The sequence below is a fragment of the Pantoea alfalfae genome (assembly GCF_019880205.1).
GTDB lineage: Bacteria > Pseudomonadota > Gammaproteobacteria > Enterobacterales > Enterobacteriaceae > Pantoea > Pantoea alfalfae.
Window position 1 is genome coordinate 3,100,908 of the sequence record NZ_CP082292.1, and the last position, 23,944, is coordinate 3,124,851.

General features: G+C 55.6%; 23 protein-coding genes. 7 read left to right on the forward strand and 16 right to left on the reverse strand.

All coding sequences use genetic code 11. The features are described from left to right. Positions 1 to 20 precede the first annotated feature (20 nt). The 4 genes from lldD to K6R05_RS14685 form a co-directional block, all read right to left on the reverse strand. A complete protein-coding gene (gene lldD / locus K6R05_RS14670) occupies positions 21 to 1,208 on the reverse strand; it encodes an FMN-dependent L-lactate dehydrogenase LldD (RefSeq protein ID WP_150037845.1) in 1,188 nt (395 codons plus the stop codon). After that, entirely contained in the window at positions 1,208 to 1,981 is a 774-nt protein-coding gene (lldR, locus tag K6R05_RS14675) for a transcriptional regulator LldR (protein ID WP_161736669.1), read from the reverse strand. The genes lldD and lldR overlap by 1 nt, the downstream gene beginning before the upstream one ends. Then, positions 1,978 to 3,633 (reverse strand): L-lactate permease, encoded by a 1,656-nt coding sequence (lldP, locus tag K6R05_RS14680; RefSeq protein ID WP_161736670.1) that lies wholly within the window; start codon positions 3,631 to 3,633, stop codon positions 1,978 to 1,980. Before lldP ends, lldR begins: the two co-directional genes overlap by 4 nt. Before the next feature lie 205 nt (positions 3,634 to 3,838). Next, positions 3,839 to 5,008, reverse strand: a complete 1,170-nt coding sequence (locus K6R05_RS14685; protein WP_222924460.1) for a cyanate transporter — start codon at positions 5,006 to 5,008, stop codon at positions 3,839 to 3,841. Between the two features lie 87 nt (positions 5,009 to 5,095). Between K6R05_RS14685 and K6R05_RS14690 the strand changes: the two genes are divergently transcribed. The 3 genes from K6R05_RS14690 to dbpA all read left to right on the forward strand — a co-directional run bounded on the left by K6R05_RS14690 (position 5,096) and on the right by dbpA (position 9,879). Further along, a complete protein-coding gene (locus tag K6R05_RS14690; protein ID WP_222924461.1) occupies positions 5,096 to 5,956 on the forward strand; it encodes a LysR family transcriptional regulator in 861 nt (286 codons plus the stop codon). A gap of 90 nt (positions 5,957 to 6,046) precedes the next feature. Beyond that, positions 6,047 to 7,435, forward strand: coding sequence for an amidohydrolase (locus K6R05_RS14695; RefSeq protein WP_222924463.1), 1,389 nt, complete (start codon positions 6,047 to 6,049; stop codon positions 7,433 to 7,435). Positions 7,436 to 8,496: 1,061 nt separating this feature from the next. Continuing rightward, positions 8,497 to 9,879, forward strand: a complete 1,383-nt coding sequence (gene dbpA / locus K6R05_RS14700) for an ATP-dependent RNA helicase DbpA (protein ID WP_161734465.1) — start codon at positions 8,497 to 8,499, stop codon at positions 9,877 to 9,879. Between the two features lie 35 nt (positions 9,880 to 9,914). Here dbpA and K6R05_RS14705 read toward each other — a convergent pair whose 3' ends face one another. Further along, entirely contained in the window at positions 9,915 to 10,307 is a 393-nt protein-coding gene (locus tag K6R05_RS14705) for a YgiW/YdeI family stress tolerance OB fold protein (RefSeq protein ID WP_161734468.1), read from the reverse strand. 167 nt (positions 10,308 to 10,474) lie between these two features. On the opposite strand from K6R05_RS14705, the gene K6R05_RS14710 reads away from it, so the two are divergent. The 3 genes from K6R05_RS14710 to K6R05_RS14720 all read left to right on the forward strand — a co-directional run bounded on the left by K6R05_RS14710 (position 10,475) and on the right by K6R05_RS14720 (position 13,548). Further along, positions 10,475 to 11,437 (forward strand): chemotaxis protein, encoded by a 963-nt coding sequence (locus tag K6R05_RS14710; protein ID WP_013356916.1) that lies wholly within the window; start codon positions 10,475 to 10,477, stop codon positions 11,435 to 11,437. An 80-nt stretch (positions 11,438 to 11,517) separates the two neighbouring features. Then, entirely contained in the window at positions 11,518 to 11,667 is a 150-nt protein-coding gene (locus K6R05_RS14715) for a hypothetical protein (protein ID WP_202604978.1), read from the forward strand. Between the two features lie 303 nt (positions 11,668 to 11,970). Then, positions 11,971 to 13,548: a methyl-accepting chemotaxis protein gene (locus K6R05_RS14720; protein ID WP_161734470.1), complete on the forward strand. Its 1,578-nt coding sequence runs from the start codon at positions 11,971 to 11,973 to the stop codon at positions 13,546 to 13,548. A 226-nt stretch (positions 13,549 to 13,774) separates the two neighbouring features. Here the strand turns inward: K6R05_RS14720 and ymcF are convergent, their stop codons facing one another. The 11 genes from ymcF to proB all read right to left on the reverse strand — a co-directional run bounded on the left by ymcF (position 13,775) and on the right by proB (position 22,469). Next, positions 13,775 to 13,945 (reverse strand): cold shock small protein YmcF, encoded by a 171-nt coding sequence (gene ymcF / locus K6R05_RS22165; RefSeq protein ID WP_098053076.1) that lies wholly within the window; start codon positions 13,943 to 13,945, stop codon positions 13,775 to 13,777. 3 nt (positions 13,946 to 13,948) lie between these two features. Continuing rightward, the gene (cspE, locus tag K6R05_RS14725; protein ID WP_003854408.1) at positions 13,949 to 14,161 is read right to left on the reverse strand and encodes a transcription antiterminator/RNA stability regulator CspE; all 213 of its coding nucleotides are present in this window, start codon (positions 14,159 to 14,161) and stop codon (positions 13,949 to 13,951) included. A gap of 300 nt (positions 14,162 to 14,461) precedes the next feature. Beyond that, entirely contained in the window at positions 14,462 to 14,797 is a 336-nt protein-coding gene (locus tag K6R05_RS14730) for an Ivy family c-type lysozyme inhibitor (protein WP_262390873.1), read from the reverse strand. Between the two features lie 245 nt (positions 14,798 to 15,042). Next, complete coding sequence (locus tag K6R05_RS14735; RefSeq protein WP_161734474.1) at positions 15,043 to 16,797, reverse strand: putative phage tail protein; 1,755 nt, start codon at positions 16,795 to 16,797, stop codon at positions 15,043 to 15,045. A 204-nt stretch (positions 16,798 to 17,001) separates the two neighbouring features. Continuing rightward, complete coding sequence (locus tag K6R05_RS14740) at positions 17,002 to 17,295, reverse strand: hypothetical protein (protein ID WP_161734475.1); 294 nt, start codon at positions 17,293 to 17,295, stop codon at positions 17,002 to 17,004. Continuing rightward, positions 17,292 to 17,639 carry a DUF7940 domain-containing protein gene (locus tag K6R05_RS14745; RefSeq protein ID WP_161734477.1) on the reverse strand — a complete coding sequence of 116 codons (348 nt, stop codon included), beginning with the start codon at positions 17,637 to 17,639 and terminating at the stop codon, positions 17,292 to 17,294. The genes K6R05_RS14740 and K6R05_RS14745 overlap by 4 nt, the downstream gene beginning before the upstream one ends. Next, positions 17,636 to 18,103, reverse strand: a complete 468-nt coding sequence (locus K6R05_RS14750; protein WP_013356911.1) for a glycoside hydrolase family protein — start codon at positions 18,101 to 18,103, stop codon at positions 17,636 to 17,638. The genes K6R05_RS14745 and K6R05_RS14750 overlap by 4 nt, the downstream gene beginning before the upstream one ends. Positions 18,104 to 18,307: 204 nt before the next feature. Next, the gene (locus K6R05_RS22325) at positions 18,308 to 18,586 is read right to left on the reverse strand and encodes a transcriptional antitermination N peptide (protein WP_161734479.1); all 279 of its coding nucleotides are present in this window, start codon (positions 18,584 to 18,586) and stop codon (positions 18,308 to 18,310) included. Positions 18,587 to 19,009: 423 nt separating this feature from the next. Next, positions 19,010 to 19,741: a S24 family peptidase gene (locus tag K6R05_RS14755; RefSeq protein WP_161734481.1), complete on the reverse strand. Its 732-nt coding sequence runs from the start codon at positions 19,739 to 19,741 to the stop codon at positions 19,010 to 19,012. Positions 19,742 to 20,101: 360 nt separating this feature from the next. After that, complete coding sequence (proA, locus tag K6R05_RS14760) at positions 20,102 to 21,355, reverse strand: glutamate-5-semialdehyde dehydrogenase (protein WP_222924467.1); 1,254 nt, start codon at positions 21,353 to 21,355, stop codon at positions 20,102 to 20,104. 10 nt (positions 21,356 to 21,365) lie between these two features. Further along, positions 21,366 to 22,469, reverse strand: a complete 1,104-nt coding sequence (gene proB / locus K6R05_RS14765; protein ID WP_010255198.1) for a glutamate 5-kinase — start codon at positions 22,467 to 22,469, stop codon at positions 21,366 to 21,368. A gap of 238 nt (positions 22,470 to 22,707) precedes the next feature. Here proB and ompC point away from each other — a divergent pair, with 238 nt between their 5' ends. Then, complete coding sequence (gene ompC / locus K6R05_RS14770) at positions 22,708 to 23,820, forward strand: porin OmpC (protein ID WP_161734485.1); 1,113 nt, start codon at positions 22,708 to 22,710, stop codon at positions 23,818 to 23,820. Positions 23,821 to 23,944 lie beyond the last annotated feature (124 nt).

Below are 23,944 nucleotides of genomic sequence, written 5' to 3' on the forward strand. Positions count from 1 at the left end.
AACACATTCATTTTCGCAGGCTAACTCACGGCGCGAGGACGTGACACGGTGCTTGTTGGTGTCAGCAGCGCCTCCGCCTGCACCAGCGAATCGCGGGTAATTTCACTTATCGATTTTGCGCCGGTCAGCGTCATGGCCACGCGCATCTCTTTCTCAATCAGGTTCAGCAGGTTTTCCACGCCACGCTGTCCGTGAGTCGCCAGCGCATAGATAAACGCCCGTCCCAGCAGCACGCTGTCTGCGCCCAGCGCAATCATCCGTACTACATCCAGTCCGTTACGAATGCCGCTGTCCGCCAGAATAGTGATGTCACCTTTGACCGCATCGGCAATCGCTGGCAGCGCACGGGCTGAGGAGAGTACGCCATCCAGCTGGCGTCCACCGTGATTCGAGACCACGATGCCATCAGCGCCAAAACGCACCGCATCCCGTGCATCTTCCGGATCGAGAATGCCCTTGATCACCATCGGCCCGTCCCAGAACTCGCGGATCCACTCCAGATCTTTCCAACTGATGGAAGGATCAAAGTTGTTCGCCAGCCAGCCAATATAATCTTCCAGCCCGGTCGGCTTGCCGAGATAGGCGGAGATGTTTCCCAGATCGTGCGGACGGCCCTGCAGACCCACATCCAGCGCCCACTGTGGATGGGTGACCGCCTGCCAGTAACGACGCAGCGCCGCGTGATTGCCGCTCATCCCGGAGTGCGCATCGCGATAGCGCGCACCCGGCGTCGGCATATCCACGGTAAACACCAGCGTTGAGCAACCGGCGGCTTTGGCCCGCTCCAGCGCATTGCGCATAAAGCCGCGGTCACGCAGCACATAAAGCTGGAACCACATCGGACGGTTGATCTGCGGAGCTACCTCTTCAATCGGGCAGACCGAAACCGTCGACAGGGTAAACGGAATGCCTTTCAGGGCGGCCGCGCGCGCCGCCTGCACTTCGCCGCGACGGGCATACATGCCACACAGGCCGACCGGTGCCAGCGCAACCGGCATCGACAGGGTTTCATTAAATAATTTCGTTTCGAGGCTCAGTTCCGACATGTTCTTCAGAATGCGCTGGCGCAGCGCCACGTCAGAAAGGTCCTCCACGTTGCGACGCAGGGTGTGCTCGGCGTAAGCACCGCCATCAAGATAGTGAAACAGGAATGGCGGCAGGATACGTTGCGCGGCGGCGCGATAGTCACTGGCAGCTGAGATAATCATCAGTCAGATTCCTTTGGGTTGCGTGTGTCGTTATCCGGTAAGCGGGTGATGCGCGCCTGGCGCGCTTCATCTTCATGGAGGCTTTTCAGGGTGGTGTGGACAAAGCCCAGATGCTGCATCGCCGCCTGACGGGCCGCGTCGGCGTCGCCCGCGAGGATCGCATCCAGCAGCGCCTGATGCTGTTCCGTCAGGCGGGCGAAAATATCTGGCTGGGTATACATGCGCTGACGACTCTGCATCACCGACGACTGCAGCAGCTCGAAAAAGCCGCGCATGGTCTGCAGCAGCACTACATTGTGCGACGCCTCGGCAATCGCCAGATGGAAGCGCACATCTGCCTGGGCAGCGAGGTCGGGATCGTCACTCTCTTTCAGCTTCAGGGTGGCGTCAAAGGCGTACTGCAGCTTCTCTTTGTCGGCGTCAGTAGCCCGCAATGCCGCATGCCAGGCGGTGCTGGCCTCAATGGCATGGCGCGCTTCCAGAATGTCGTAGCGGTAGTCGGGATCGTCGCGCAGCAGCTGCCGAATCGGTTCGACGATGCGCTGTTCCGACCAGGGTGCCAGCTGCTGACGAATCCAGGTGCCGCCGCCGCGCCGGCTAATCAGCATGCCGCTGCTGATTAGCTGCTGTATCGCTTCACGCAGCGAAGATCGCGAGACGCCGAGTTCAGCAGAGAGCTGGCGCTCGGCGGGCAGACGCATGCCCGGCTCAAGCTGATGTTCGGTGATATAGGTCCGCAGGCGTGTCACCAGCGGATCGGCAGTGTTGCTCATGGGATCATCCAGGGGAAGACATAGGCCTGAAGCGTGGTAATCACACCCACCATACAGGTGAAAATCAGGCTGTGTTTAACCGTAAACCGGAACAGGTCGGACTCTTTCCCCACCAGCCCGACCGCTGCACAGGCGATAGCGATCGACTGCGGCGAGATCATCTTACCCGTCACGCCACCGGTGGTGTTGGCCGCCACCAGCAGAATATCGGAAACGCCGATCTGTTGGGCGGTGGTGGCCTGTAACGCGGCGAAAAGCGCATTTGATGAGGTATCTGATCCTGTCAGGAAGACGCCCAGCCAGCCCAGAAACGGCGAGAAGAAGGTAAATGCGTGACCGGTATGCGCCAGCGCCAGGGCAAGCGTGGCAGAGAGGCCGGAGTAGTTGGAGATAAACGCAAAGGCCAGTACCATCCCGATGGAATAGATCGGCAGCGCCAGCTCTTTCAGCGTTTCTCCAAAGGTCTGCAGCGCCGCCTTTGGCTTCATACGCAGGAACAGCATCGCCATAATCGCCGCAATTAAAATCGCGGTGCCGGTCGCAGAGACCAGATCCAGCTTATAGATCGCCGGATAAGGGGTCGCACTGCTGACCACCGGCGGCATCCGCGCCACCAGTTCATGCAGCATCGGCACCGGCATAGCCAGCACCCACTCATAGAGCGCACCGCCTTTGGCGAAAAGCGCTTTAAACGGTGGGATACTCCAGAGCGTGACGGTAGCGGTGAGAAACAGGAATGGCATCCAGGCGCGGATCACCTGCCCCAGCCGATACTTCTGCGGTGGCAGCAACGGAGCACCCTGTTTCGCCTCTGCATCGGCAAAGCGGAAGATGCGCACCGGCTTCCAGACCCTCAGGAAAAGCGTCAGCGAAATCAGCGAGGCGAGCGACGAGATAATATCGGGCAGCTCCGGACCCAGGAAGTTGGAGCTGAGGAACTGGGCAAGGGCAAACGAGCCACCTGCCACGACCACCGCCGGCCAGGTCTCTTTCACGCCGCGCCAGCCATCCATGATCGCCATAATCCAGAACAGCACAATCAGGGTGAGCAGCGGCAGCTGGCGTCCGGCCATCTGGCCGATGGCAAAACTGTCGAGCCCGGTTACCTGCCCCGCCACAATAATCGGGATTCCCATCGCGCCAAAGGCCACCGGCGCGGTATTCACAATCAGGCAGAGCCCGGCGGCGTAGAGCGGATTAAAGCCGAGTCCCACCAGCAGCGCGGCGGTAATCGCCACCGGCGCACCAAAGCCCGCAGCCCCCTCCAGAAACGCCCCGAACGAGAAGCCGACAATCAGCATCTGCAGACGCTGATCGGGCGTAATCGACAGGATAGAGGCACGGATAATGTCGAACTGGCCGGTTTTGACTGAGATCTTGTAGACGAACACCGCGGCGACAATAATCCAGGCAATCGGCCACAAGCCATAGAGAAAGCCATACACCACGGCGGCCAGCGCCTGTGCAACCGGCATCTGATAGAGAAACAGCGCCACCAGCAGCGCCAGCACCACGGTGGTGGTGGCCGCCAGGTAGCCTTTCATCTTCAGCTTAATCAGCGCAAAGAAGAAAAAGAGAATCGGGATCAGTGCGATCAGGCTTGAAAGCCAGATATTACCCAGCGGATCGTAGTTTTGTTGCCAGATCTGCATGCCAGTATCTCCAGAGGAAAAGGTGACGTGGCACGCAGCCGCAGCGCTGGTGCCATCTGCCCCGGATTGGTCAGACCAAACCGCTGTGTCGGGGCTTATGGCAACAGATAGTTAACGCATTGTTAACCTGTGGCAACAAAAGATGCGCGAATTTTCCCGGAGTGTGAACCAGAGAAAAATATTGCCGGGATTGGTCGGACCAAAATCAGGGATTGGTATCCCGAAAGGCGCGCTGATAGCTGTGCGGATGAAAACGCAGATTAAGCGCAATCAGCAGCAGCGTGATCGTCGCCTGCAGAATCCAGACGCTGGTGAAATTTCCGGTGAGCGCATGCAGCTGACCGGCGATAAACGGCATGCTGCCCGCGATAATAAAGCCGACGCCCTGCATAAAAGCCACCAGCCGCGCGCCAGCCTGCGGCTGCTCCAGATGATCCAGCGCCAGCACCAGCGTCAGCGGAAATGCCCCGCCCAGCCCGAAGCCCGCCATCCCTGCCCAAAGCCACGGTGCCAGTTGTGGCGCAAACAGGAAACCGAGCATGCCGCTGAACTGCATCAATAGTGTCAGCAGCAGCAGCGGACGGCGATCGCGGCCCCGCGCCAGCAAGGGCAACAGCAGCGCACCCGTGACCTGACAGCCGATCATCATGCCAAGCAGTGAACCGCCCGCCTGCGCGCTCCAGCCGAGTTGATGATAAAAATCGGGCAGCCAGGCGACACAGATGGCATATCCGCCGTTCACCAGACCGAAGCTCAACGCCAGCGTCCAGGCGCGGGTTTTCCGCCACAGCGAAGGCAGAGCGGCGGACTCCGTCCGGGCTGCACGTGGGGTGGTGATAAACAGCCAGAGCAGGATGGCCAGCACCACCGGCAGCGCCCAGCTGCTCAGTGCGCCCTGCCAGCCAAGCTGCCCATTCAGCCACGGCGAGATCGCCGCGCCAATCCCACCGCCGCCCATCAGCGCCGCTGCCCACAGTCCGGTCACGCCGGCACTGCGGCCGCCAAATCGCTGACGGATCAATCCCGGCATCGCCATCTGCACGATGCCAATGCCCGCTCCTCCCGGCACAGTACTCAGCACCAGCCCGCCTCCGTCAGCCACAAACAGCCGACTCACCAGCGCCAGCAACAGCAGCAACAGGCCACCCAGCAGCAGTTTACGCACCGTAAAGCGCTGCATCAGCGGGGCGCTGACTAACGCAATGGCACCCATCATCATCATCGGCACCGCAGGCAAGAGCGATGCCGCCAGTGGCGACAGACCGATGCTCTGCCGCAGCTCGCCGAGTAACGGACTGACCGAGGTCATCAGCGGTCGCATATTGAGCCCGGCCAGCACCAGCGCCGCCAGCAGCAGGTTGTTCTCTCTCTTCATATAAAATCTACGCTATTAAAAGTTGCCAGCCTGGCAGCAGTCGTTACTATCTGGAAATGAAATATTACTCTGCCAGGTAGTGGAAAAATGAATCGTCAGCCGATGTTTACTCCGCAACAGCTGCTCAGCTTTGTCGCGGTGTGCGAAACCGCCAGCTTTACCCGCGCCGCCGACCGGGTGCACCTGTCGCAGTCCACCGTCAGCCAGCAGGTGCGGCGGCTGGAGGAGATGGTCGGCAAAGAGCTGCTGGTCCGCTCCTCGCATCAGGTGCAGATCACCGAGGAGGGCGAAAAACTTTTAGGCTACGCCCGGCGAATTATTGCCCTGAACGGGGAAGCGCACGATGTGCTGAGTGACCAGTGGCGCGATGGCGTGCTGCGCCTTGGCGTGCCGGAAGATTTCGCCGCGCCCACGGCCGGTCTGCTGGCGCACTTCAGTCGCGACCATCCGCAGCTGCGGCTGGACGTGATGAGCGGCATGCAGGTGGAGCTGCGTCGCGCCTGGCAGCGTGAAGAGCTCGACATCATGCTGATTAAACAGCCGTACGGCGAGAGGCCACTGGCATCGCGTCCTGAACCGCTGTTGTGGCTCGACAGCGCAGAATGGCCCTGCTTTGAGCAGACGCCGGTGCCGCTGGTGCTGTTTCCCCAGTTGGGGCTCTATCGCGATGAGGTCTGTCAGACGCTTGATGCGCTGGGTCGAAGCTGGCGCATAGGTTACAGCAGCGCCAGCCTGGTCGCGCTGGCCGCCGCCAGTGCACAGGGGCTGGGTCTGACGTTACTGCCTGCCAGCTGCCGCCTGCCGGCACATCGGGTATTAGGTCCTGAACAGGGTCTGCCGGTGATTGATACCTTTGAACTGGCGTTGTTCTGCCGTCATCCGCATGATCCGCTGCAACGTGAACTGGCAGCGTCACTGGCGGCGTTTGGCAAGCTGCGCTGGCAGTGAGATAGCGAATAGCCATCAGTGGAAAATAACGCAGCAGAGTGAAGCGTCGTTTGTCAGATTAAAGCCTTGTTCTCTTTGCAGGAGCCTCTGATGCCTATTTCCTCTTCGCCGAGTCGCCGTGATTTCCTGGGGCAAAGCGTTCGCTGGACCGCTGCAGGCGGCTTGCTGGCCGCCGGTCTCGGTCAGGTCAGTGCCGCCATTCCCCCATCGTTGTCCGCCATCAATCCCGACCAGGCCGCCACTCTGCCCCGGCAGGATCACTATCTGCTGCGCAATGTGCGACTGGAAGAGGGCTTTATCCGCGAAGATGACGACGTCGTCGCGACCCGGACCGGTCTTTATGACATCAGCGTGCGCGACGGCAAAATTGACCAGCTGACCTCTGCGGGCCAGGGTAACAGCACGCTGCCGTCGTGGGATGCGCAGGAGGCGCTGCTGCTGCCCGCTACGCAGGACATGCATATCCATCTCGATAAAACCTTCTACGGCGGTCCGTGGCAGGCTCCACGTCCACGTCAGGGCAAAACCATCATGGATATGATTGCGCGCGAGCAGGTACTGATTCCGCAGCTGCTGCCGCACTCGCAGGCCCGCGCCGAAGGATTGATCGCCCTGCTGCATGCCAAAGGCACCACCCGCGCGCGTAGCCATTGCAATATCGACCCGGTCAGTGGCCTGAAAAGTCTGGAACATCTGCAGGCGGCATTAGCCCGTCATCCCGCCTTTGCGTGCGAGATCGTTGCCTTCCCGCAGCACGGTCTGCTGCACTCGCAGGTCGATGGCTTGATGCGTGAGGCGATGCAGCACGGCGTTGAGTATGTCGGCGGACTGGATCCTACTAACGTGGATGGCGCGATGGAGAAGTCGCTGGATGCCATGTTTCAGATTGCGCTCGACTATCAGCGCGGCGTGGATATTCATCTGCATGAAACCTCACCGGCTGGCGTGGCGGCGATTCAGTATATGGTTGACACCGTTGCGAAGACTCCGGCGCTGAAAGGCAAAGTGACGCTGAGCCACGGTTTTGCGCTGGCGACGCTCACCGGCAGTGCGCTGGATAAAATGATTGAAGGGCTGGCGGAGCAGCAGTTCAGCGTCGCTTCCACCTTGCCGATTGGCAAGCTCGCTATGCCAGTTCCACAGTTGCAGGCGGCGGGAATTAAAGTGATGACCGGCACCGACAGCGTGATCGATCACTGGTCTCCGTTTGGCACCGGCAGCATGCTGGAAAAAGCGAATCTCTATGCACAGCTCTATCGCGGTTCAGATGAGTTCTCGCTGTCGCGGGCGCTGGCCATCGCCACAGACGATCGGCTGCCGCTCTCTGCTCAGGGCGAACGTCAGTGGCCTGCGCCGGGCGATGAAGCGAGCATGATGCTGGTAGCAGCGAGCTGTTCTGCCGAAGCCGTGGCACGCATGTCACCGGTAGTCGCGACCTTCTCGCGCGGTAAACCGGTATTTGCGCTGGCATCGACCTGAAACAGCAGGGCTGCGGACAAAAACGCCGGGAGCGTTTTTGAACAACGCAACGCGTTGGCCCGGAAGGGCGCATCTCAGGGATGAGATGCGTACTAAAAACGCCGGGAGCGTTTTTGAACAACGCAACGCGTTGGCCCGGGAGGGCGCATCTCAGGGATGAGATGCGTACTAAAAACGCCGGGAGCGTTTTTGAACAACGCAACGCGTTGGCCCGGCTACGGGCGCACCTCAGGGATGAGGTGCGTAATCGCCCGCGCTGAGCCTTCTCAGCAAATGCGGAGAGATCGAGCCGGCTCCGGCCCGGTTACAGACGATCACCTTACCTAAAGCGCCGGGAGCCAGTACCCGCCCCACAACGCAAACCCACTCCCCCAAAAACAACAGAGCCTCCACAAGGGAGGCTCTGCATTTACCTGAGCGGAGTGCGGGTTACGCGCTTTTGGCCCATTGATTATTCGACATTAGTTCCATTGCCAGCGCGTATAAGCGACGATCTTCCTGATCACAGGGCTCATCTTCCGCATAACAGCCGATCATGGATGCGATTTTATCCGCAGATAAACTCTCTCCATGAACATGCAGTGTCAGTACGGCGCGGCCTACTATTTTAAGCACATTTTCATGTGGTCCCTGGATGCTATTACTCAATGCAAATACCCTCTACCGGTCGTTGTACCAGGAATATGGCGCGATAAATATAAAGCAATTAGATCAGGATTTTTATCGGCACTAGTGGTGATATTTTTTAATGATTAATTCTATTACTGGAGTCATAGTTAAGGATTTGTCTGATTAACAATGAAATATTTTTTTAAAAACGGTCACTTATAAAATAATCATTGGTATTAACCGATCGTCAATCCGGAACACCTTCGTTAAGCCGGCATTAATCTATAAAAATAAACCACCTTTTTTCAGTAAACTTCAGCTTATTCCTAAGCGTACCGGCAGATATAGTTGCATACTGCTAACCATCGAGGTTCCCGTTGCTGTCAGGCGTGCTTTCTGCCAGACTTGCCCCGCAATAATGCCCTACACTTTCAGCCTCAGAGGCCGCGCCCGTGACCGCTTTTTCTACCCTCAATTCGCTTCCCGATAGCCAGCTCGATAACCTGCGCGAGATGGGCTACACCAGCATGACGCCCGTGCAGGCCGCTACGCTGCCCGCCATTCTGCAGGGACGCGACGTGCGCGCGCAGGCGAAAACCGGCAGCGGTAAAACGGCTGCCTTTGGTATTGGTTTACTGCACCATATCGACAGCACCCGCTTTCAGACGCAGGCACTGATCCTCTGTCCGACCCGTGAACTGGCGGATCAGGTAGGCAATGTCCTGCGCCAGCTGGCGCGCTTCACCCGCAACATCAAAGTCCTCACCCTGTGTGGCGGACAGCCGATGAGCGCACAGCGTGATTCACTGGTGCATCCACCGCATATCGTGGTTGGCACGCCGGGTCGTATCCTCGACCACATCAATCGTGAGAACCTCAAGCTCGACCAGCTCAACACGCTGGTACTGGATGAGGCGGATCGGATGCTGGAGATGGGTTTCCTCAATGATATGGAAACCATCATTGAAGCGACGCCTGCCTCGCGCCAGACGCTGCTCTTCTCCGCCACCTGGCCCGACGGCATCACAGCCATCAGCACCCGCTTCCAGCGTGATGCGCTGAGCGTCGTCACTGAAGATGTCAGTGAACTCCCGTCAATCGACCAGCAGTTCTTTGAAGCCAGTCACAATGAAAAACTGGGTCTGCTCATCGCACTGCTCGGCGATCGTCAGCCTTCATCCTGCGTGGTCTTCTGCAACACTAAACGTGAATGTGACGATGTCGCCGCGGCGCTTAACGCGCGTGATATCAGTGCTCTGCCACTGCATGGTGATCTTGAGCAGCGCGATCGCGAACGTGTGCTGATCCGCTTCGCGAACGGCAGCGGTCGCGTGCTGGTCGCTACCGATGTCGCTGCGCGCGGACTCGACATCAAATCGCTGGCGATGGTAGTCAACTATCAGCTCGCATGGGATCCTGAAGTCCATCTCCACCGCATCGGTCGTACGGCGCGGGCAGGCGAACATGGCGTTGCCGTCAGCCTGGTCGCGGCTGATGAAATGGCGCGCGCGCACGCGCTGGAAGATTTTCTGCAGCAGAAGCTGCCGTGGGTCTCGGCCAGCACGCTAAAAAAGGGCAGCAGCAAGCCACTGCCTGCCGCCATGATGACGCTATGCATTGATGGTGGCCGTAAAGCCAAGATACGTCCGGGAGATATTCTGGGTGCACTGACCGGTGAAGCAGGTTATCGCGCTGAGCAGATCGGGAAAATTGTTCTGACCCCGACCCATGCCTACGTAGCGATTGAGGCAAATCAGGCTAAAGCGGCACTGGTGAAACTTAAGCAGGGCAAAATCAAAGGTAAAACCTGTCGGGCGATTCTGCTGAAAGACTAAGAAAAAAGGGCGAGGTTATGACCTCGCCCTTTTTGTTATGGCTCTTCGATGCGGGACACATGCAGCGTGGTTTTATCCCCTTTGCCCTGTACCTTACCACTGACGCGCACTTTGTCTTCAGCGGTGTAGGTTTTACCATCAAAGGTTTTCTTTGGGGCGATAATGGGTAACGTGCCGGTGTTGTCACGGAACTGATACCGCTCGCCCTGCTCTTTCTTCAAAATGTAACCTTCCAGCGTCACATACCCGCCCTGACGGAAATCGCGGATCTGATCGATGTGGGTCTGACCGGTATCTTCCGAACCTTTATAGCCGGCATCCTGCTTGTGTTGCGGCGGCGGCGTATCACCAGCTTTGTATCCGCCCTCTTCAGCTGAAACGCCCGCGCTCATCATCACCAGCAACGACGCTAAAATCACTTTTTTCATTTCACACTCCTTTATTGGAAAGGTGTCCATGTTGAACCTTCAGGGTTAAGCCTGGCACAATAATTGGCATCCGTTTTATTTCACCCTTCTCTTCTCACCTTTTTCCGTTTGCTGCCGATAACCTGTTCACACCCTATTTCACCAGCTGCGTTAATGCAGAGGCAACCATGGATAATTTTCAAAAAGAGATCGATGAAAGAGCGAACCTCGCGTTATCGAACAAGTTTGAGCTGCTGCTGTTTCGCTTAGGTTCCGATCAGCTGAAAGGCAAGTCTGAACTGTTTGGCATTAACGTCTTCAAGCTGCGTGAAATTGTACCGATGCCGACCATCACTAAAGCCGCGGGCATGCGTTCGCCGTTGCTGGGTATGGCGAGTATTCGTGGTCAGTTCATTCCGGTGATCGACCTGCCAGCGGTAGCGGGCTGTGTACCTGAAACCGGTCTTAACCTGCTGCTGGTGACCGAGTATGCCCGTAACACCCAGGCGTTTGCCGTGGAGTCAGTAGAGAACATCGTGCGCCTCGACTGGAGCCAGGTGCATACCGCCGAAGCCGGTATCGGTGGCCGCAATATTACCAGCATCGCCTGCCTGGACAGCGACAAGCAGAGCAACGAGCTGGCGATGGTGCTGGACGTTGAGCAGATTCTGTATGACATCATCCCTTCAGTGCGCGGCGTTGAACCGGAAGCGGCCAGACCGCGTGCCTTCAACTATCGCCCTGGTGCGGTCGCCATTGTGGCAGAAGATTCCAAAGTGGCGCGTCAGCTGCTGGAACAGGGCCTGAAGAGCATGGGCATTCCGGCGCTGATGTTTAACACCGGACTGGAAGCCTGGGAAAAAATTAAGCTGATGAGCCAGGAAGCACAGGCTGCAGGCGAGTCGATTCACGACAAAATTGCGCTGGTCCTGACCGATCTGGAGATGCCAGAGATGGATGGCTTTACGCTGACCCGCAACATCAAGCGGGACCCGATTCTCAAGGTTCTGCCGGTCGTCATTCACTCCTCACTCTCTGGCAGCGCCAACGAAGATCATGTGCGCAAAGTGGGTGCCGACGGTTATGTGGCGAAGTTTGAACTGAATGAGCTGTCAGACGTGATTTTCAACGTTCTCGACACTGCCCGCTAAACAAATCCGGGCCGCAAAGAATGCCCGGTATGTTTTTACTTTTTAGCCAGCAAAATAGCTGGCCTGACCAGGAACCGACTATGCACATTGAAACTTTACCTGTTACACCGGCACCTGCTACCCCTGCTCCTCAGAAAGCGCTGCGTGGCCGTTTACGCCAGCTGGCCTGGATTACCGCCGTCACGTTAAGTGTCGCATTCTGGACAGGCCTCTACTTCTTAGTTTTCTGAATCCGGTCATGCTTGTCTGGATCGGGCCGTCAGCACTCCTGCTGACGGCCCTTTTTTTTGCCTGCGTTTCCCCCCTTTGTTTATTTGTTAACCTTTTCTGAAGCTTTTCAGTGACTATTTATTCACGTACCGTTATTACTTAAAAATTATTAAAGGTACATGTTCGTATTCCGATAACTGTATGCGCGAGATCACCTTTTTGCCTGCGGCTGTGACCACAGACATCAGCAAGGCACTGCGCACAACAGCAGAGAACCTGAGCGTTGCTAACAAATTGATTAATAATAAAACGGGGAAGAGAACATGTTCAGTATCAAGAATATGAAGGTGGGAATGCGGCTCGCAGCAGCCTTCGGTATTATTGTGACCTTACTGATAGTGATTGGCGTAACATCCATTACCAGAATTAACAGTATTAATACCGCGATCTCATCGATCGTTGACGATCGCTATGTAAAAGTACGACTGGCATTTGATGTGCGCGATGGCGTCAACGATCAGATCAAATACCTGCGCGGCATGGTGATCGACACAACACGCCCGGAAATGAATGTGAAGCGTTATGGTCAGCTTGATGAAGCGACGCAACGCACTAACATCGCGATGAAAAAGATTGAGGATATCCAGGTCACACCCGTAGGTAAGAAAAAGATCGCCGGTCTGCTGGCCTCTTCTCAGGCGTTTGAGAAGGTTAAAGCTGAGTTGATCACCCTGATTAAAGCAGGCGATTTTGATGCTGCCAGCACCTATGTCCTGAAATCGATGACCGCTACACAGAATAAGTTTCTTCAGGATGCGGTGAATTTTGCCAACTCACAGGATTCCCAGCTGCGCAGTGAAGGCCAGGGTATTGTGGAAAATGGACAGTCAGCCATCACCATCACCCTGATTTTCTCCGCGCTGGCCATTCTGGCCGCGATTATGCTGGGCTACTTCCTGACCCGCTCTATTGTCCGTCCACTGGTTGCAGCGGTTGACGTTGCTGAACGTGTTGCCGCGGGCGATCTGAGTACCCAGATGCAGGTAACCTCGCGTGATGAAACCGGCGTCCTGATGCAGGCGCTGCAGCGCATGAACGATAACCTGCTGTCGATTGTGACTGAAGTACGCACCGGCTCCGACACTATCGCGGTCGCCTCTAATCAGATCTCCAGCGGTAACCTTGACCTCTCAACCCGCACTGAGCAACAGGCCAGTTCGCTGGAAGAGACCGCCTCTGCCATGGAGCAGATGACGTCGACCGTGAAACACAATGCCGACAATGCGCGTGAAGCTAATCACCTGGTATCGACGACGTCCAGCGTAGCGCGTGAAGGTGGCGTGGTCATGGAGAAAGTGATCGAGAAGATGGAAGCGATCGCGCTCTCCTCACGCAAAATTGTCGATATCATCAGCGTCATCGACTCCATCGCCTTCCAGACCAATATTCTGTCACTGAATGCCGCCGTTGAAGCTGCGCGTGCGGGTGAACAGGGTCGCGGCTTTGCGGTGGTTGCGAGTGAAGTGCGTAATCTGGCACAGCGCTCAGCCTCCGCGGCCAAAGAGATTAAGGTCCTGATTGAAGATTCGGTCGCTAAAGTCGATGAAGGCAGCAAACTGGTAACCCATGCGGGTTCGACCATCGGTGAGGTGGTGAACAGCGTGCAGAGCGTGGCGAATATCATGAGCGAAATCACCATTGCCAGCAGCGAGCAGAGCAGCGGTATCAATGAGATCAATCAGGCGATTACCCAGATGGAAGCGGTAACGCAGCAGAACGCCGCGCTGGTTCAGGAAGCGTCAGCCGCTTCACAGGCACTGCAGGATCAGGCTGAGCGTATGGCACAGGCAATGAGCGTGTTTAATACCGGCAAGCTCGCACTGCAACCCGTGCTTCGCTGATTCCCTTTAATGGCCTGCTCCGGCGGGCCTTTTCAGATCGGTGACAGTAAACGAACAGGTTACAGATGGTTGACCAAAAAGTTGCGCAGGGAAGCTAAGGTATTCCGGGGGTTATAGAAGAAAGGATTAGGGATTGCGGATGGAAACAGCAGAAACAAAAAAGGCTGCCAGAGGCAGCCTTTTATTACTGTAAATGCAACAACGCTATAAAGCTCACTAGCCTTTATCAGAGAGCGCGAAGCTGGCTCTGAATTGCAATCCTCGCCGCGTTCACCTGAACAACGACAGATTTGCAGAAAATGCATTTCGCTCCATGCGGGTTGGCTCTTGTAACATCAAAATGTGATGTACGAAACTGTGAGCCATTACAGTGAGGACATTTAAAAGTAATTTTCAGTCCTTAGAGACCAACAACGTTCGCAGCAGCTGGGCCTTTGGCGCCATTTTCTACTGTGAATTCAACTTGCTGACCTTCGTCTAATGAACGGAAATCGGTGCCCTGGATTGCAGAGAAATGTACGAATACATCTTTGCTGCCGTCTGCAGGAGAGATGAAACCGAAGCCTTTCTCTGCGTTAAACCATTTAACGGTACCGCGAATTTTGTTAGACATGCTTAAATCCTTAATATATCGAGCCTTCCGGCATAATGGCCTGAGAACAGATTTTAATCAGAACGTAAGAGAAGACTCAAAAAGAAGGGATGTCTCGCGACAAACTTAGAGATGAGAACTGCTTTGGTTACTTACTTTGATAGTGTCTGTTAATCAAACCGACAATTCATTAGGCCACACTTCACCAGGCGACGCAAGCCGTAATTAAAATTAAACTCAAATAGCGTTGCCCGAAAGCCGCACAGCGACGTTGCTATGTTACAGCCTGCTCTGCCCCACACTGCGGCCTGAAAGAAAAGATCACTCTGCTACGTCACCCTCCAGCCGCCTGAACAGCACGTTTCGCATCTTTGCCTCATCTGCTGGAGTGAGATTAAGCCAGGTCAGCGTCTGACGATCTCTTTTCTGATCGTAGTCAGAGTAAACACCATGAATCTCCCCTTTCTCCGGAGAGTAAAGGAGAGCAATAGATTGTGCCGGACAGTTGTGCGGCTTACAGCCGGAGAGTAGCTGCCAGGTTTCACCCTGGAGGGTAACTGTACTGGCCGGTGTACGGGTTCCGCCCTGCTTAACCCAGGCAGGGAAATCATGTCCGGCGATAAGCTGGTGATACGCCTGGCTGGTCTTTTTATTCATTATGAAATCAGAAAGATAAGTCTGATTTTCAGCATTTACTAACATTGGCATGCCAGCTAATACTGCTACCAGTAAACCTTTATTCATCGCGCGTCCCTCTTACCCGCTGAGTTTTGCCTGTGTTAAACAGGACATTATCGGCTTTGCCACTGTTTGTCAGGCGGGGAACACTTGTCATTGAAGCTTCAGAGAGGCAAATCAAAAAAAAGGGCGAGGCCGGAGCCTCGCCCAAAACATGCCGAACATCAATCGTAGTAAGGAACCTTGCGGTCAACGCCGTTGATATTGATCAGCACAAAACCGGTTGGCGCGGTTTTATTGGTCGGTGTACCCGCCGCAGTAGCGAGCGTAACGACCCCTTTTTCATTGGCACCGATGCCCGCCAGGCCATTGTGCATGCCGAAGCGTGCAGCGGGTTTCAGAGTGCCAACTTTAGTAATGTCCGTCACCACCGACATATCGGACTGGAACAACGAGCAGGAGCCGGTATCGAAGCGGGTCGGACCGGTGGTCTTCAGGTTGAACATGGTCTCGCCACTGCTGGCTTTCAGCTTGACCCATACCGCTGCATAGGTGGTTCCTACCCGGCTATAACGGATGTCCAGCACGGAAGGCTGCCCCATGTGGTAAGCATCCGCCCAGACCGTTTCCAGCCGCTGCAGGTTGATCAGCGTTTTACCGGTAGCAGGCATATTTACGGGTGAAGCGGCGGTGCCGGACGGCGTAGTGGCATCTGCTTTCCCGATCAACTCCATCACCCATTGCTGGTTAGGCGCCGGGAAAAAGAGCTGCCCCAGCCGATACCAGTTATCGGTATCGGTGTTGTTCACCACTTTATAGCCGCTGTAATAGCCGGCACGCAGCGAACCCGTCATGAACGTGCCGAAGTTCTCATCCCGACGATAGCCATATTCAAAGGTCGATAACCACTTACTTCCGGCCAGATCATTGGTAATTTTCGCCCCCGCCTGCAGGTTAATCTGACGCATCACCACGCGGGCATTGTTAAGATTGAATGGTGCGGCACAATCCTCAATGTTGAGCGTATCAATGGTCCACCCACCATCCGACAGGTCTCCCGGGTTGGTCGTGTGCTCAATCCAGACGTTTCGCATGATACCCTGCGTGACGCGCGGCATGTAGAGTGTGGCGTCGCCATAGCCCGACTGGAAGTTGGCATTACACAGCTCAATGGCGGTTGAGTGGTCCCAGTTCCCCTTCGGTGTGTTTGACCAGCCGATATCAAACACCCTTGAATAGGTCGAGGAGCTGTAAATCTGATCGAACTTACTGTCGAGCGTATCTTGTAGCTTAAAGACGGTTCCACCGGTACTTTGCGCCTTGAAGCAGAAGATATTGACGATCTGGCCGCCGACAATCGTATTTTCGAAGAACGGCTGCACGTTGCTGCACTGTTCAGGCGTAACGGTGACTTTTTGAGTGGTGTCGACAGTCCCGGCATTAGCTTGTCCGTGCCAGCAGATGCCTTTGATGACGATTTTGCGTGCATTAACCTTAAACACCGCACTCGCGCTTTTATCAGAGACAATGGTGGTGCGCGGTGACGATCCGAGTTCGATATCATCACCTGCCAGACCAAAAAACGGCAACTCTGTATCGCTGATATCAATGGGTGAAATCAGGAAGCGGCCCCCCGGAAAACGCACCGGCATCGCTTTCGCATAGGCGTTATAGGACTGCGTCCATGCCAGCATCCGCTTAAAGGCTTCAGTGTCATCGGTCACGCCATCCCCTCTCGCGCCAAAGTGCAGAACATTCACTTCAGTAGGGTCGTTGATGGTGCGCTTCCAGTAGAAACCATTACCCACTGCCACCGTACCGCCATCATCTTTCAGCGTAGTAGTGGAGAGAAAACCGACAAAGTCAGCACCGCCACGGAAGCTGGAGTCTTTGTCGTAATAGCGTTTCAGGCTCGCGACTTCACCTGATTTTGGCGGGACCGTGGTACGCAGTTCAGCAAAAGAGTTAACTTCGATCATAGAATCCTCCTCAGGATCAATGTGATATCGCGCTGATTGTCAGCGCACTACTTAGCCGCAGCCGGATGGCCGCAAAGGGTGTCCCACATATCGTTGTGGGTATTGATGGCGCGCACTGTCCTGACGTCCATTTTTTGCGCGTCATCGCCGTAGGTATAAAGAGGGGAAAAAAGTACGCAGGCAGAGTCGGTGATCGCCACCGGCTCAGGGTTTGTGGTATTTCGACTGCTGCAGCTTGTCGCGAGCAGCAGCGTCATCAAGGCTGTGGTTATCGGTCGCCACACGGTTAGCCTCCTCGCGGTTATGTTGTTGTTGCTGCGCCACCGCGCTGACGCGGGACGCCTCCTGTTGTGCGTTATCGACGTCAGATCGCGCTTTTTGCTGCACTTTGCCGATTTTCCTGCCGCCGAAATAAGTGGCGCCCAGTGCAGCAATAACGCCTGCCAGTGCAGCAAGCCAGTGCCAGCTGCCGCCCAGTAAGGTGGTAATCAGAGTCATGGTTTCGCTCCTTCAGCCTGCTCCTTCGCGTTGAGCAGGTTTTTCTGACGAACAAACTGTGCAATCACCCCCATCGCCACCATGAATGCGCCCACCAGCCCCAGGTAGTCGTGCGGCAGAATCGTTTTCACGTCCTCCGGCAGTACGCTCCAGGCATCAACGGCAGCAGAAGGAAACGACTGCGCCCAGGCGCTGAGCATCGAACCCAGTGACGCGAGCCAGACGGACCAGGTTTTGAAGAGGAGCCGGGCATGAGAGACAAACTGCAGGGTAGTGAAGCGCTGTAAGAGCAGCAGGATGACGATCGCCGCCAGAACGGCAACGAGAAACATAAGCCATCTCATAGCAGCCCCCTGTAAACCGCATAGGTTCCGCTGCGCATCATCTCCGCATGACGTCGGGCGCGGCCCGGTGTCTGGCGGGCCCAGAGGCTGTTCATCATCGCGTCAGCCGCTTCATTGAACTGTTCAGCCGCGATGGCGGTAAGCATGTTTTTAAACTGCATAACGCCTTCGACGCCCAATTGATACGTCATGCTCAGCAACACATCCGTTCGGGCGTCATTACACTTCGCCAGCGCATTACGCAGCAGATCCCTGCCCTGCATCTCCTGAACTTTGTTTTCAAGAATGCACTGCTTCCAGACGTCCCCGACGCGCCGCGGCACGCGGAAAGTGTAATTACTCAGTGATGCCCCCTTAGGTCCGATGCGGATACCGCCTGCCACCGTGGGAAAGCCCAGCGTGTCGAGGTAAGGCGTGTCGACATACCCCTCTTCAAAATTCAGCACTGCAATTATCTGGCTCATAACGACTCCTTAATGACGGGTTAAAGCAATTCACCATTGTGAAAAGAAATACATAACGCCTGCTGATCATTACCCGTTCAGGCGCAGCAAGAGGCCTTACTGACCCTGCAGCAAAACTGAACAGTAATTCAGCACATTGCGTCCAGTGAGAGCTGGAGATAACGAAGAGTTAGCCGGAACGGAAAAGCATGCTGTCTTCGCGCTTCAGCTCACGACGTAGAGATGAACGTGGGGAAGACAGCAATTGTCGAAACTGGGTGTTTCCTGACTAGTGACGCGGGGTGCGGTGATTGCGCGATCAACGCGCGGGGCGACCTGACGCTGGCAGATTTGCTCTGCACGTCTCAGGACAGGGGGTTCAGTTGGAAAGTTAAGGGCCTGGTCGATGCTCTGAGTCAGGCTGCTGAGAGGTTGGCGCCGCCGATGGCGACGAGTACGTGCGTTGCCCACAAAAACGCTTTTGCCATAGTGAATTATCGCCATAACTCCTCCTGTGAATGAGTCTTTGGCGATGGGGTGGCAGGCGCGAGCTTTCGGTGATCCGAACGGGCCCGAATGACGTGTATCGCGCTCGCACGCTCGCCGCCCGGCTGCGTTAGCAGCCAGGTGGAAAGTAAGCGAGGGGGAAATAAACGGCATCTGACGACGCTGCATTTTGCGCATCCACCCCATCCCAAAGTTCACTGACTTTTGGGTGGTATGATTCGCGCTTGTGCAGCGCCTCAATTGTTTAAGAGCGGCTCATCCGTGAAAGAACTGGTTCGTTCATCCATATCCAAATTATTAACAGGTTCTTATGCTTTATCAAACACTGTTGGTTAATTTTTTATTTACCGCTGGTTAAATTTATGAATTTATGTCGATTATTTTTTTGCAGCCCGTCTGAGAAAGGCAGCAAAAGCGGCCTTAGCCGAGGATTTGATAGTGACGCGCCTGACTCATGATCACTTTTGCCAGGACCTTCAGGCTGGTGACGTCATCATGATTGAGATACCAGGTTTCATAGCGTTTATTGTCTGAAATCACAGCAATTTTCTTATGCTGCAGCTGCAGGCGCTTGAGATAGAGTTGCTCATCGAGGGTAAAAATGTAGATGCCATCACCGTCGAACATCCGCACGCTGATATCCACAAACAGCTGATCGCGCGGTGCAAAGGTGTCAGCCATAGAGTCGCTATTGATGGCAATTAACCGGATGTTCTCCGCCGGACGCCCATTGAACAGCACCCGCGCCTCATCCAGACCATATTCGATCGCCTGGATGGTCTCCACAAACTCATCACGCGCGGGCAGTCCCGCAGCACTTCGCTGCCCGATATCGAGGCTATCAACCCGAAACACATTCTTATGGCCGGTGAACGTGCTCAGCGTTACCGGGTCAGCGGGTTGATCCATACCGTATTGCAGCCACTCTACCCTGACTCCCAGCAACTGGCTGAGCGCCAGTAAATTGCCGCCATCAGGCACTGACTGCGCGTTAAACCACTTCCACACTCCCGGCGTTGAAATCTTGCAGCCTTGCTGCTGCAGGGCTCTGGCAACCTGTTTGTTTCGTCCATGTCCGGCAATGCCGGCACTCTCACAGGCCGCTATCAGCCTGGTGGTGAAAGCTTGTCTTGTACTTTCTTTTTTAACCATTAGTTAATAATCAGCCATAGAAGAGATACTGGATGTTATTTTCATTATTGCTACCAGTTCATTTTATATTACCGCTCGTTTACTACCTAACCGCTTTATCAAGCATTTCTAATTATCATTATCCGCTTCGGTCTGCATCTGAACAAAAAATATTGCCTCAGGCCGCATACAGCCCCGGCTTTCAGGAATGTTCCGTAAGAAATTGCGTAAAATTCAGCCAGCTTAACGGGCGACGGTGGCGGGATCGGAATGAAATTTAATCAGACAGGGAGAAAACTCTACCTTTCACTGGATCGAAAAATCGGGCTAAAAAAAACGGGAGTCTCTGAAAGACTCCCGTTTTGTTAAAAATTATCGTCGTTATGACCTGAGTGTGTCGTCGCCCCAGGCAATCCATTTATAGGTGGTCAGCGCCTCTAATCCCATTGGCCCGCGTGCATGCAGTTTCTGGGTACTGACCGCCACTTCCGCACCCAGGCCAAACTGCCCACCATCGGTAAAGCGGGTGCTGGCGTTAACATAGACCGCGGAAGAGTCGACCTGACGGACAAAGCGCGCGGCGTTGCGGGTGTCGCGGGTCAGGATGGCATCCGAGTGCTGCGTGCCGTGCGTGCGGATGTGATCGATCGCCTCATCCATATCCGCCACTAATTTGACGTTAAGATCCAGCGACAGCCACTCATCATTGTACTGCTGTGGATTGACCTGTCTGACAGCCGCCGGACCCTGCTGCAGCTGCGCCAGCACGTTACTGTCCGCATGCAGCGCAATCCCTTCCTGCGCCATACGCGCGCTGAAGGCGGGCAGGAAGCGTTCGGCCATCGCCTGATTCACCAGCAGCGTTTCCAGCGAATTACAGGCGCTGGGACGCTGTTTTTTGGCGTTAACGATCAAATCAAGAGCCGGTTCAATCTCCATCGTCTCATCAATGTAGATGTGACAGACGCCGATGCCGCCGGTAATCACCGGAATAGTGGAGTTTTCCCGGCACAGCTTGTGCAGCCCGGCTCCGCCACGCGGGATGAGCATATCGACGTAGCGATCCAGCTTCAGCAGCTGATTCACCAGCTCGCGATCCGGATTTTCAATCGCCTGTACGATAGCTGCCGGTAAACCGTGCTGCTGCAGCGCGTTCTGAATGACCCGGACGGTGGCCGCATTGGTGCGCCAGGTCTCTTTGCCACCGCGCAGTATGGCGGCGTTACCGGTTTTCAGGCACAGGCTGGCGACGTCCACCGTAACATTGGGACGCGCCTCGTAGATCACGGCCACCACCCCCAGCGGCACGCGACGGCGTTCAATGCGCAGACCGCTGTCGAGCTGACCGCCGTCGATTAACTGTCCCACCGGATCGGCCAACTGACAGACCTGGCGCACATCGCTGGCGATGCTGCTGAGGCGTTGCGGGTTGAGTGTCAGCCGATCTAACAATGCGGCGCTCATGCCGTTCTGACGCGCATCAGCTAAATCCAGCTCATTGGCTGCCAGAATGTCTGCGCTTTCCGCCTCAAGGCGATCGGCAATGGTCATCAGAACCTGATTCTTCTCAGCCGTCGACAAATCGGCCACGGTGTAAGCTGCGGCACGCGCCGCTTTTCCCATCTCTTCTAGCATTGTCCGCTCCTTAACTGACGATCATGTCGTCGCGGTGAACGGCCACCGGGCCATATTCGTATCCCAGAATTTCGCTGATCTGCTGGCTGTGATGACCGGCAATCATGCGCATCGCGTCGCTGTTGTAGCGAGAAACACCGTGAGCAATATCCCGGCCCTGCAGGCTGCGGATGCGGATCACTTCACCGCGCGAGAAATTCCCCTGAATAGCGCGAATGCCCTTGGGCAGCAACGAACTGCCGCGTTCAATGATGGCAGCCAGCGCACCGTCATCGACGGTGAGTTCGCCTGCCGGTGGCGCACCGAAGATCCAGCGTTTACGGTTCTCCAGCGGCGATTGCTGCGCATGAAAGCGCGTTCCAACCGGCTTGCCGTCAATCACATCACTGATCACACCGCTGCGACTGCCCGAGGCGATAATCACGTCTATTCCTGCCCGGCAGGCAACATCCGCCGCCTGAAGCTTGGTCGACATGCCGCCGGTGCCCAGGCCGGACACGCTGTCACCCGCGAGCGCGCGTAACGCATCATCAATCACATGGACATCGCTGATCAGCTCAGCTTCTGGATTGTTACGCGGATCGGCAGTAAACAGTCCCTGCTGATCGGTCAGCAGCAGCAGCTTGTCGGCACCGCCAAGCATCGCTGCCAGCGCCGAAAGATTGTCGTTGTCGCCCACTTTGATTTCGGCAGTCGCAACCGCATCGTTCTCGTTAATCACCGGCACAATGTGGTTATCCAGCAACGCGCGCAGCGTGTCGCGGGCATTAAGGAAACGTTCGCGATCTTCCATGTCAGCACGGGTCAGCAGCATCTGACCAATATGGATGCCGTAGATAGAGAATAACTGTTCCCACAGCTGAATCAGACGGCTCTGCCCCACCGCAGCCAGCAGCTGCTTTGAGGCGATGGTCGGTGGCAGTTCGGGGTAGCCCAGATGTTCGCGTCCTGCGGCCATTGCGCCAGACGTAACAATCACAATGCGGTGGCCGGCTGCGTGCTGCTGCGCGCACTGACGAACCAGTTCCACCATGTGCGCCCGATTTAACCGGCGAGAGCCGCCGGTAAGAACGCTGGTACCCAACTTGACCACTAAGGTCTGACTGCCACTCATATTTCCTGCCGTAGTGAAAAATTTTTACGAAAGGACGTTTTAACAGGAGTCGATACGGAAGCCAACAGCCAGCGGGGGAAAAGCACGAATTTACGCGGACAAGGCAGTAGACCAAAAGTTCAGCATTAACAAGAAATCCGGAAAAGTGTCATAAAAAGTTCATCACGGACGGGTAAAAAGTCGGTGTTTTACAAAAACTTTCATTTTTTTACGGCGTTCACATTGGGATTGATAGCAAATGAAGAAAAGCACACTGGCCATGATCGTCTCCACGCTGACGCTGGCTTCTGCCGCGCACGCTGCCGAAATCTATAACAAAGACGGCAATAAACTGGATTTATATGGCAAAGTTAAAGCTGAGCACTACATCAGCGATAATGCCAGCACAGACGGTGACAAGTCTTATACCCGTATCGGCTTTAAAGGCCAGACGCAGATTAATGACCTGATGACCGGCTACGGTCAGTGGGAATATCAGTACAACGTTAATAACTCTGAAGGCAGCGACGCCAATAACGGCAACAAAACCCGCCTTGGTTTTGCTGGCCTGAAATTCTCGCAGTATGGTTCGGTGGATTATGGCCGTAACTATGGCGTGCTGTATGACGTTGAAGCCTGGACAGACGTGTTCCCGGAATTCGGTGGTGATGGCACGGCACGCTCTGATAACTTTATGACCCAGCGCGCCACCGGCGTCGCGACTTACCGCAATAACAACTTCTTTGGTCTGGTCGATGGCCTGAAATTTGCACTGCAGTATCAGGGCAAGAACGACGCCACCAGCGCCAACAGCCGCACCGATATTAACCGCCAGAACGGCGACGGCTATGGTGCTTCACTGGGCTACGCGCTGGGTGATAGCGGCGTGAGCCTGATGGGTGCCATCACCTCATCTGATCGCACCAACCAGCAGCAGGCGCGCGCCTATGGCGGCGGTGACCGTGCAGATTCCTGGGGCGCAGGCGTGAAGTATGATGCCAACAGCGTTTACCTGGCGGCGATTTACACCGATACCCGCAACATGACGCCCATCAGCGGCACCAACCGTAATACCGGCGCTGCCGTCGCGGGCGCAGCCAACAAAGCGCAGAATATCGAACTGGTGGCGCAGTATCAGTTTGATTTCGGCCTGCGTCCTTCTATTGGTTATGTGCAGACTAAAGGCAAGGATATCGAAAACGGTATCGGCGATGCGGATCTGGTGAAATATATCGATGTGGGTGCAACCTACTACTTCAACAAAAACATGTCCGCCTTCGTGGATTACAAAATCAACCAGCTGGATGATGACAACGCGCTGTCGATCAACAACGACGACATTGTGGCGATGGGTGTGACTTACCAGTTCTGATGTCAGGCTCATGCCGCATAGCATGAGCGACAGAATTTGTGAGCATCGAAAAGGGCGAGTTTTTCAACTCGCCCTTTTGTTATTTCAACCATCTGGCCCGGTTTGCTGTGAGATCGAGCCCGCT

Coding starts and splice junctions, on each gene's coding strand:
- lldD (WP_150037845.1), bottom strand. CDS start 1,208: ATGATTATCTCAGCTGCCAGTGACTATCGCGCCGCCGCGCAACGTATC.
- lldR (WP_161736669.1), bottom strand. CDS start 1,981: ATGAGCAACACTGCCGATCCGCTGGTGACACGCCTGCGGACCTATATC.
- lldP (WP_161736670.1), bottom strand. CDS start 3,633: ATGCAGATCTGGCAACAAAACTACGATCCGCTGGGTAATATCTGGCTT.
- K6R05_RS14685 (WP_222924460.1), bottom strand. CDS start 5,008: ATGAAGAGAGAGAACAACCTGCTGCTGGCGGCGCTGGTGCTGGCCGGG.
- K6R05_RS14690 (WP_222924461.1), top strand. CDS start 5,096: ATGAATCGTCAGCCGATGTTTACTCCGCAACAGCTGCTCAGCTTTGTC.
- K6R05_RS14695 (WP_222924463.1), top strand. CDS start 6,047: ATGCCTATTTCCTCTTCGCCGAGTCGCCGTGATTTCCTGGGGCAAAGC.
- K6R05_RS14705 (WP_161734468.1), bottom strand. CDS start 10,307: ATGAAAAAAGTGATTTTAGCGTCGTTGCTGGTGATGATGAGCGCGGGC.
- K6R05_RS14710 (WP_013356916.1), top strand. CDS start 10,475: ATGGATAATTTTCAAAAAGAGATCGATGAAAGAGCGAACCTCGCGTTA.
- K6R05_RS14715 (WP_202604978.1), top strand. CDS start 11,518: ATGCACATTGAAACTTTACCTGTTACACCGGCACCTGCTACCCCTGCT.
- K6R05_RS14720 (WP_161734470.1), top strand. CDS start 11,971: ATGTTCAGTATCAAGAATATGAAGGTGGGAATGCGGCTCGCAGCAGCC.
- cspE (WP_003854408.1), bottom strand. CDS start 14,161: ATGTCTAACAAAATTCGCGGTACCGTTAAATGGTTTAACGCAGAGAAA.
- K6R05_RS14730 (WP_262390873.1), bottom strand. CDS start 14,797: ATGAATAAAAAGACCAGCCAGGCGTATCACCAGCTTATCGCCGGACAT.
- K6R05_RS14735 (WP_161734474.1), bottom strand. CDS start 16,797: ATGATCGAAGTTAACTCTTTTGCTGAACTGCGTACCACGGTCCCGCCA.
- K6R05_RS14740 (WP_161734475.1), bottom strand. CDS start 17,295: ATGACTCTGATTACCACCTTACTGGGCGGCAGCTGGCACTGGCTTGCT.
- K6R05_RS14745 (WP_161734477.1), bottom strand. CDS start 17,639: ATGAGATGGCTTATGTTTCTCGTTGCCGTTCTGGCGGCGATCGTCATC.
- K6R05_RS14750 (WP_013356911.1), bottom strand. CDS start 18,103: ATGAGCCAGATAATTGCAGTGCTGAATTTTGAAGAGGGGTATGTCGAC.
- K6R05_RS22325 (WP_161734479.1), bottom strand. CDS start 18,586: ATGGCGATAATTCACTATGGCAAAAGCGTTTTTGTGGGCAACGCACGT.
- K6R05_RS14755 (WP_161734481.1), bottom strand. CDS start 19,741: ATGGTTAAAAAAGAAAGTACAAGACAAGCTTTCACCACCAGGCTGATA.
- proA (WP_222924467.1), bottom strand. CDS start 21,355: ATGCTAGAAGAGATGGGAAAAGCGGCGCGTGCCGCAGCTTACACCGTG.
- proB (WP_010255198.1), bottom strand. CDS start 22,469: ATGAGTGGCAGTCAGACCTTAGTGGTCAAGTTGGGTACCAGCGTTCTT.
- ompC (WP_161734485.1), top strand. CDS start 22,708: ATGAAGAAAAGCACACTGGCCATGATCGTCTCCACGCTGACGCTGGCT.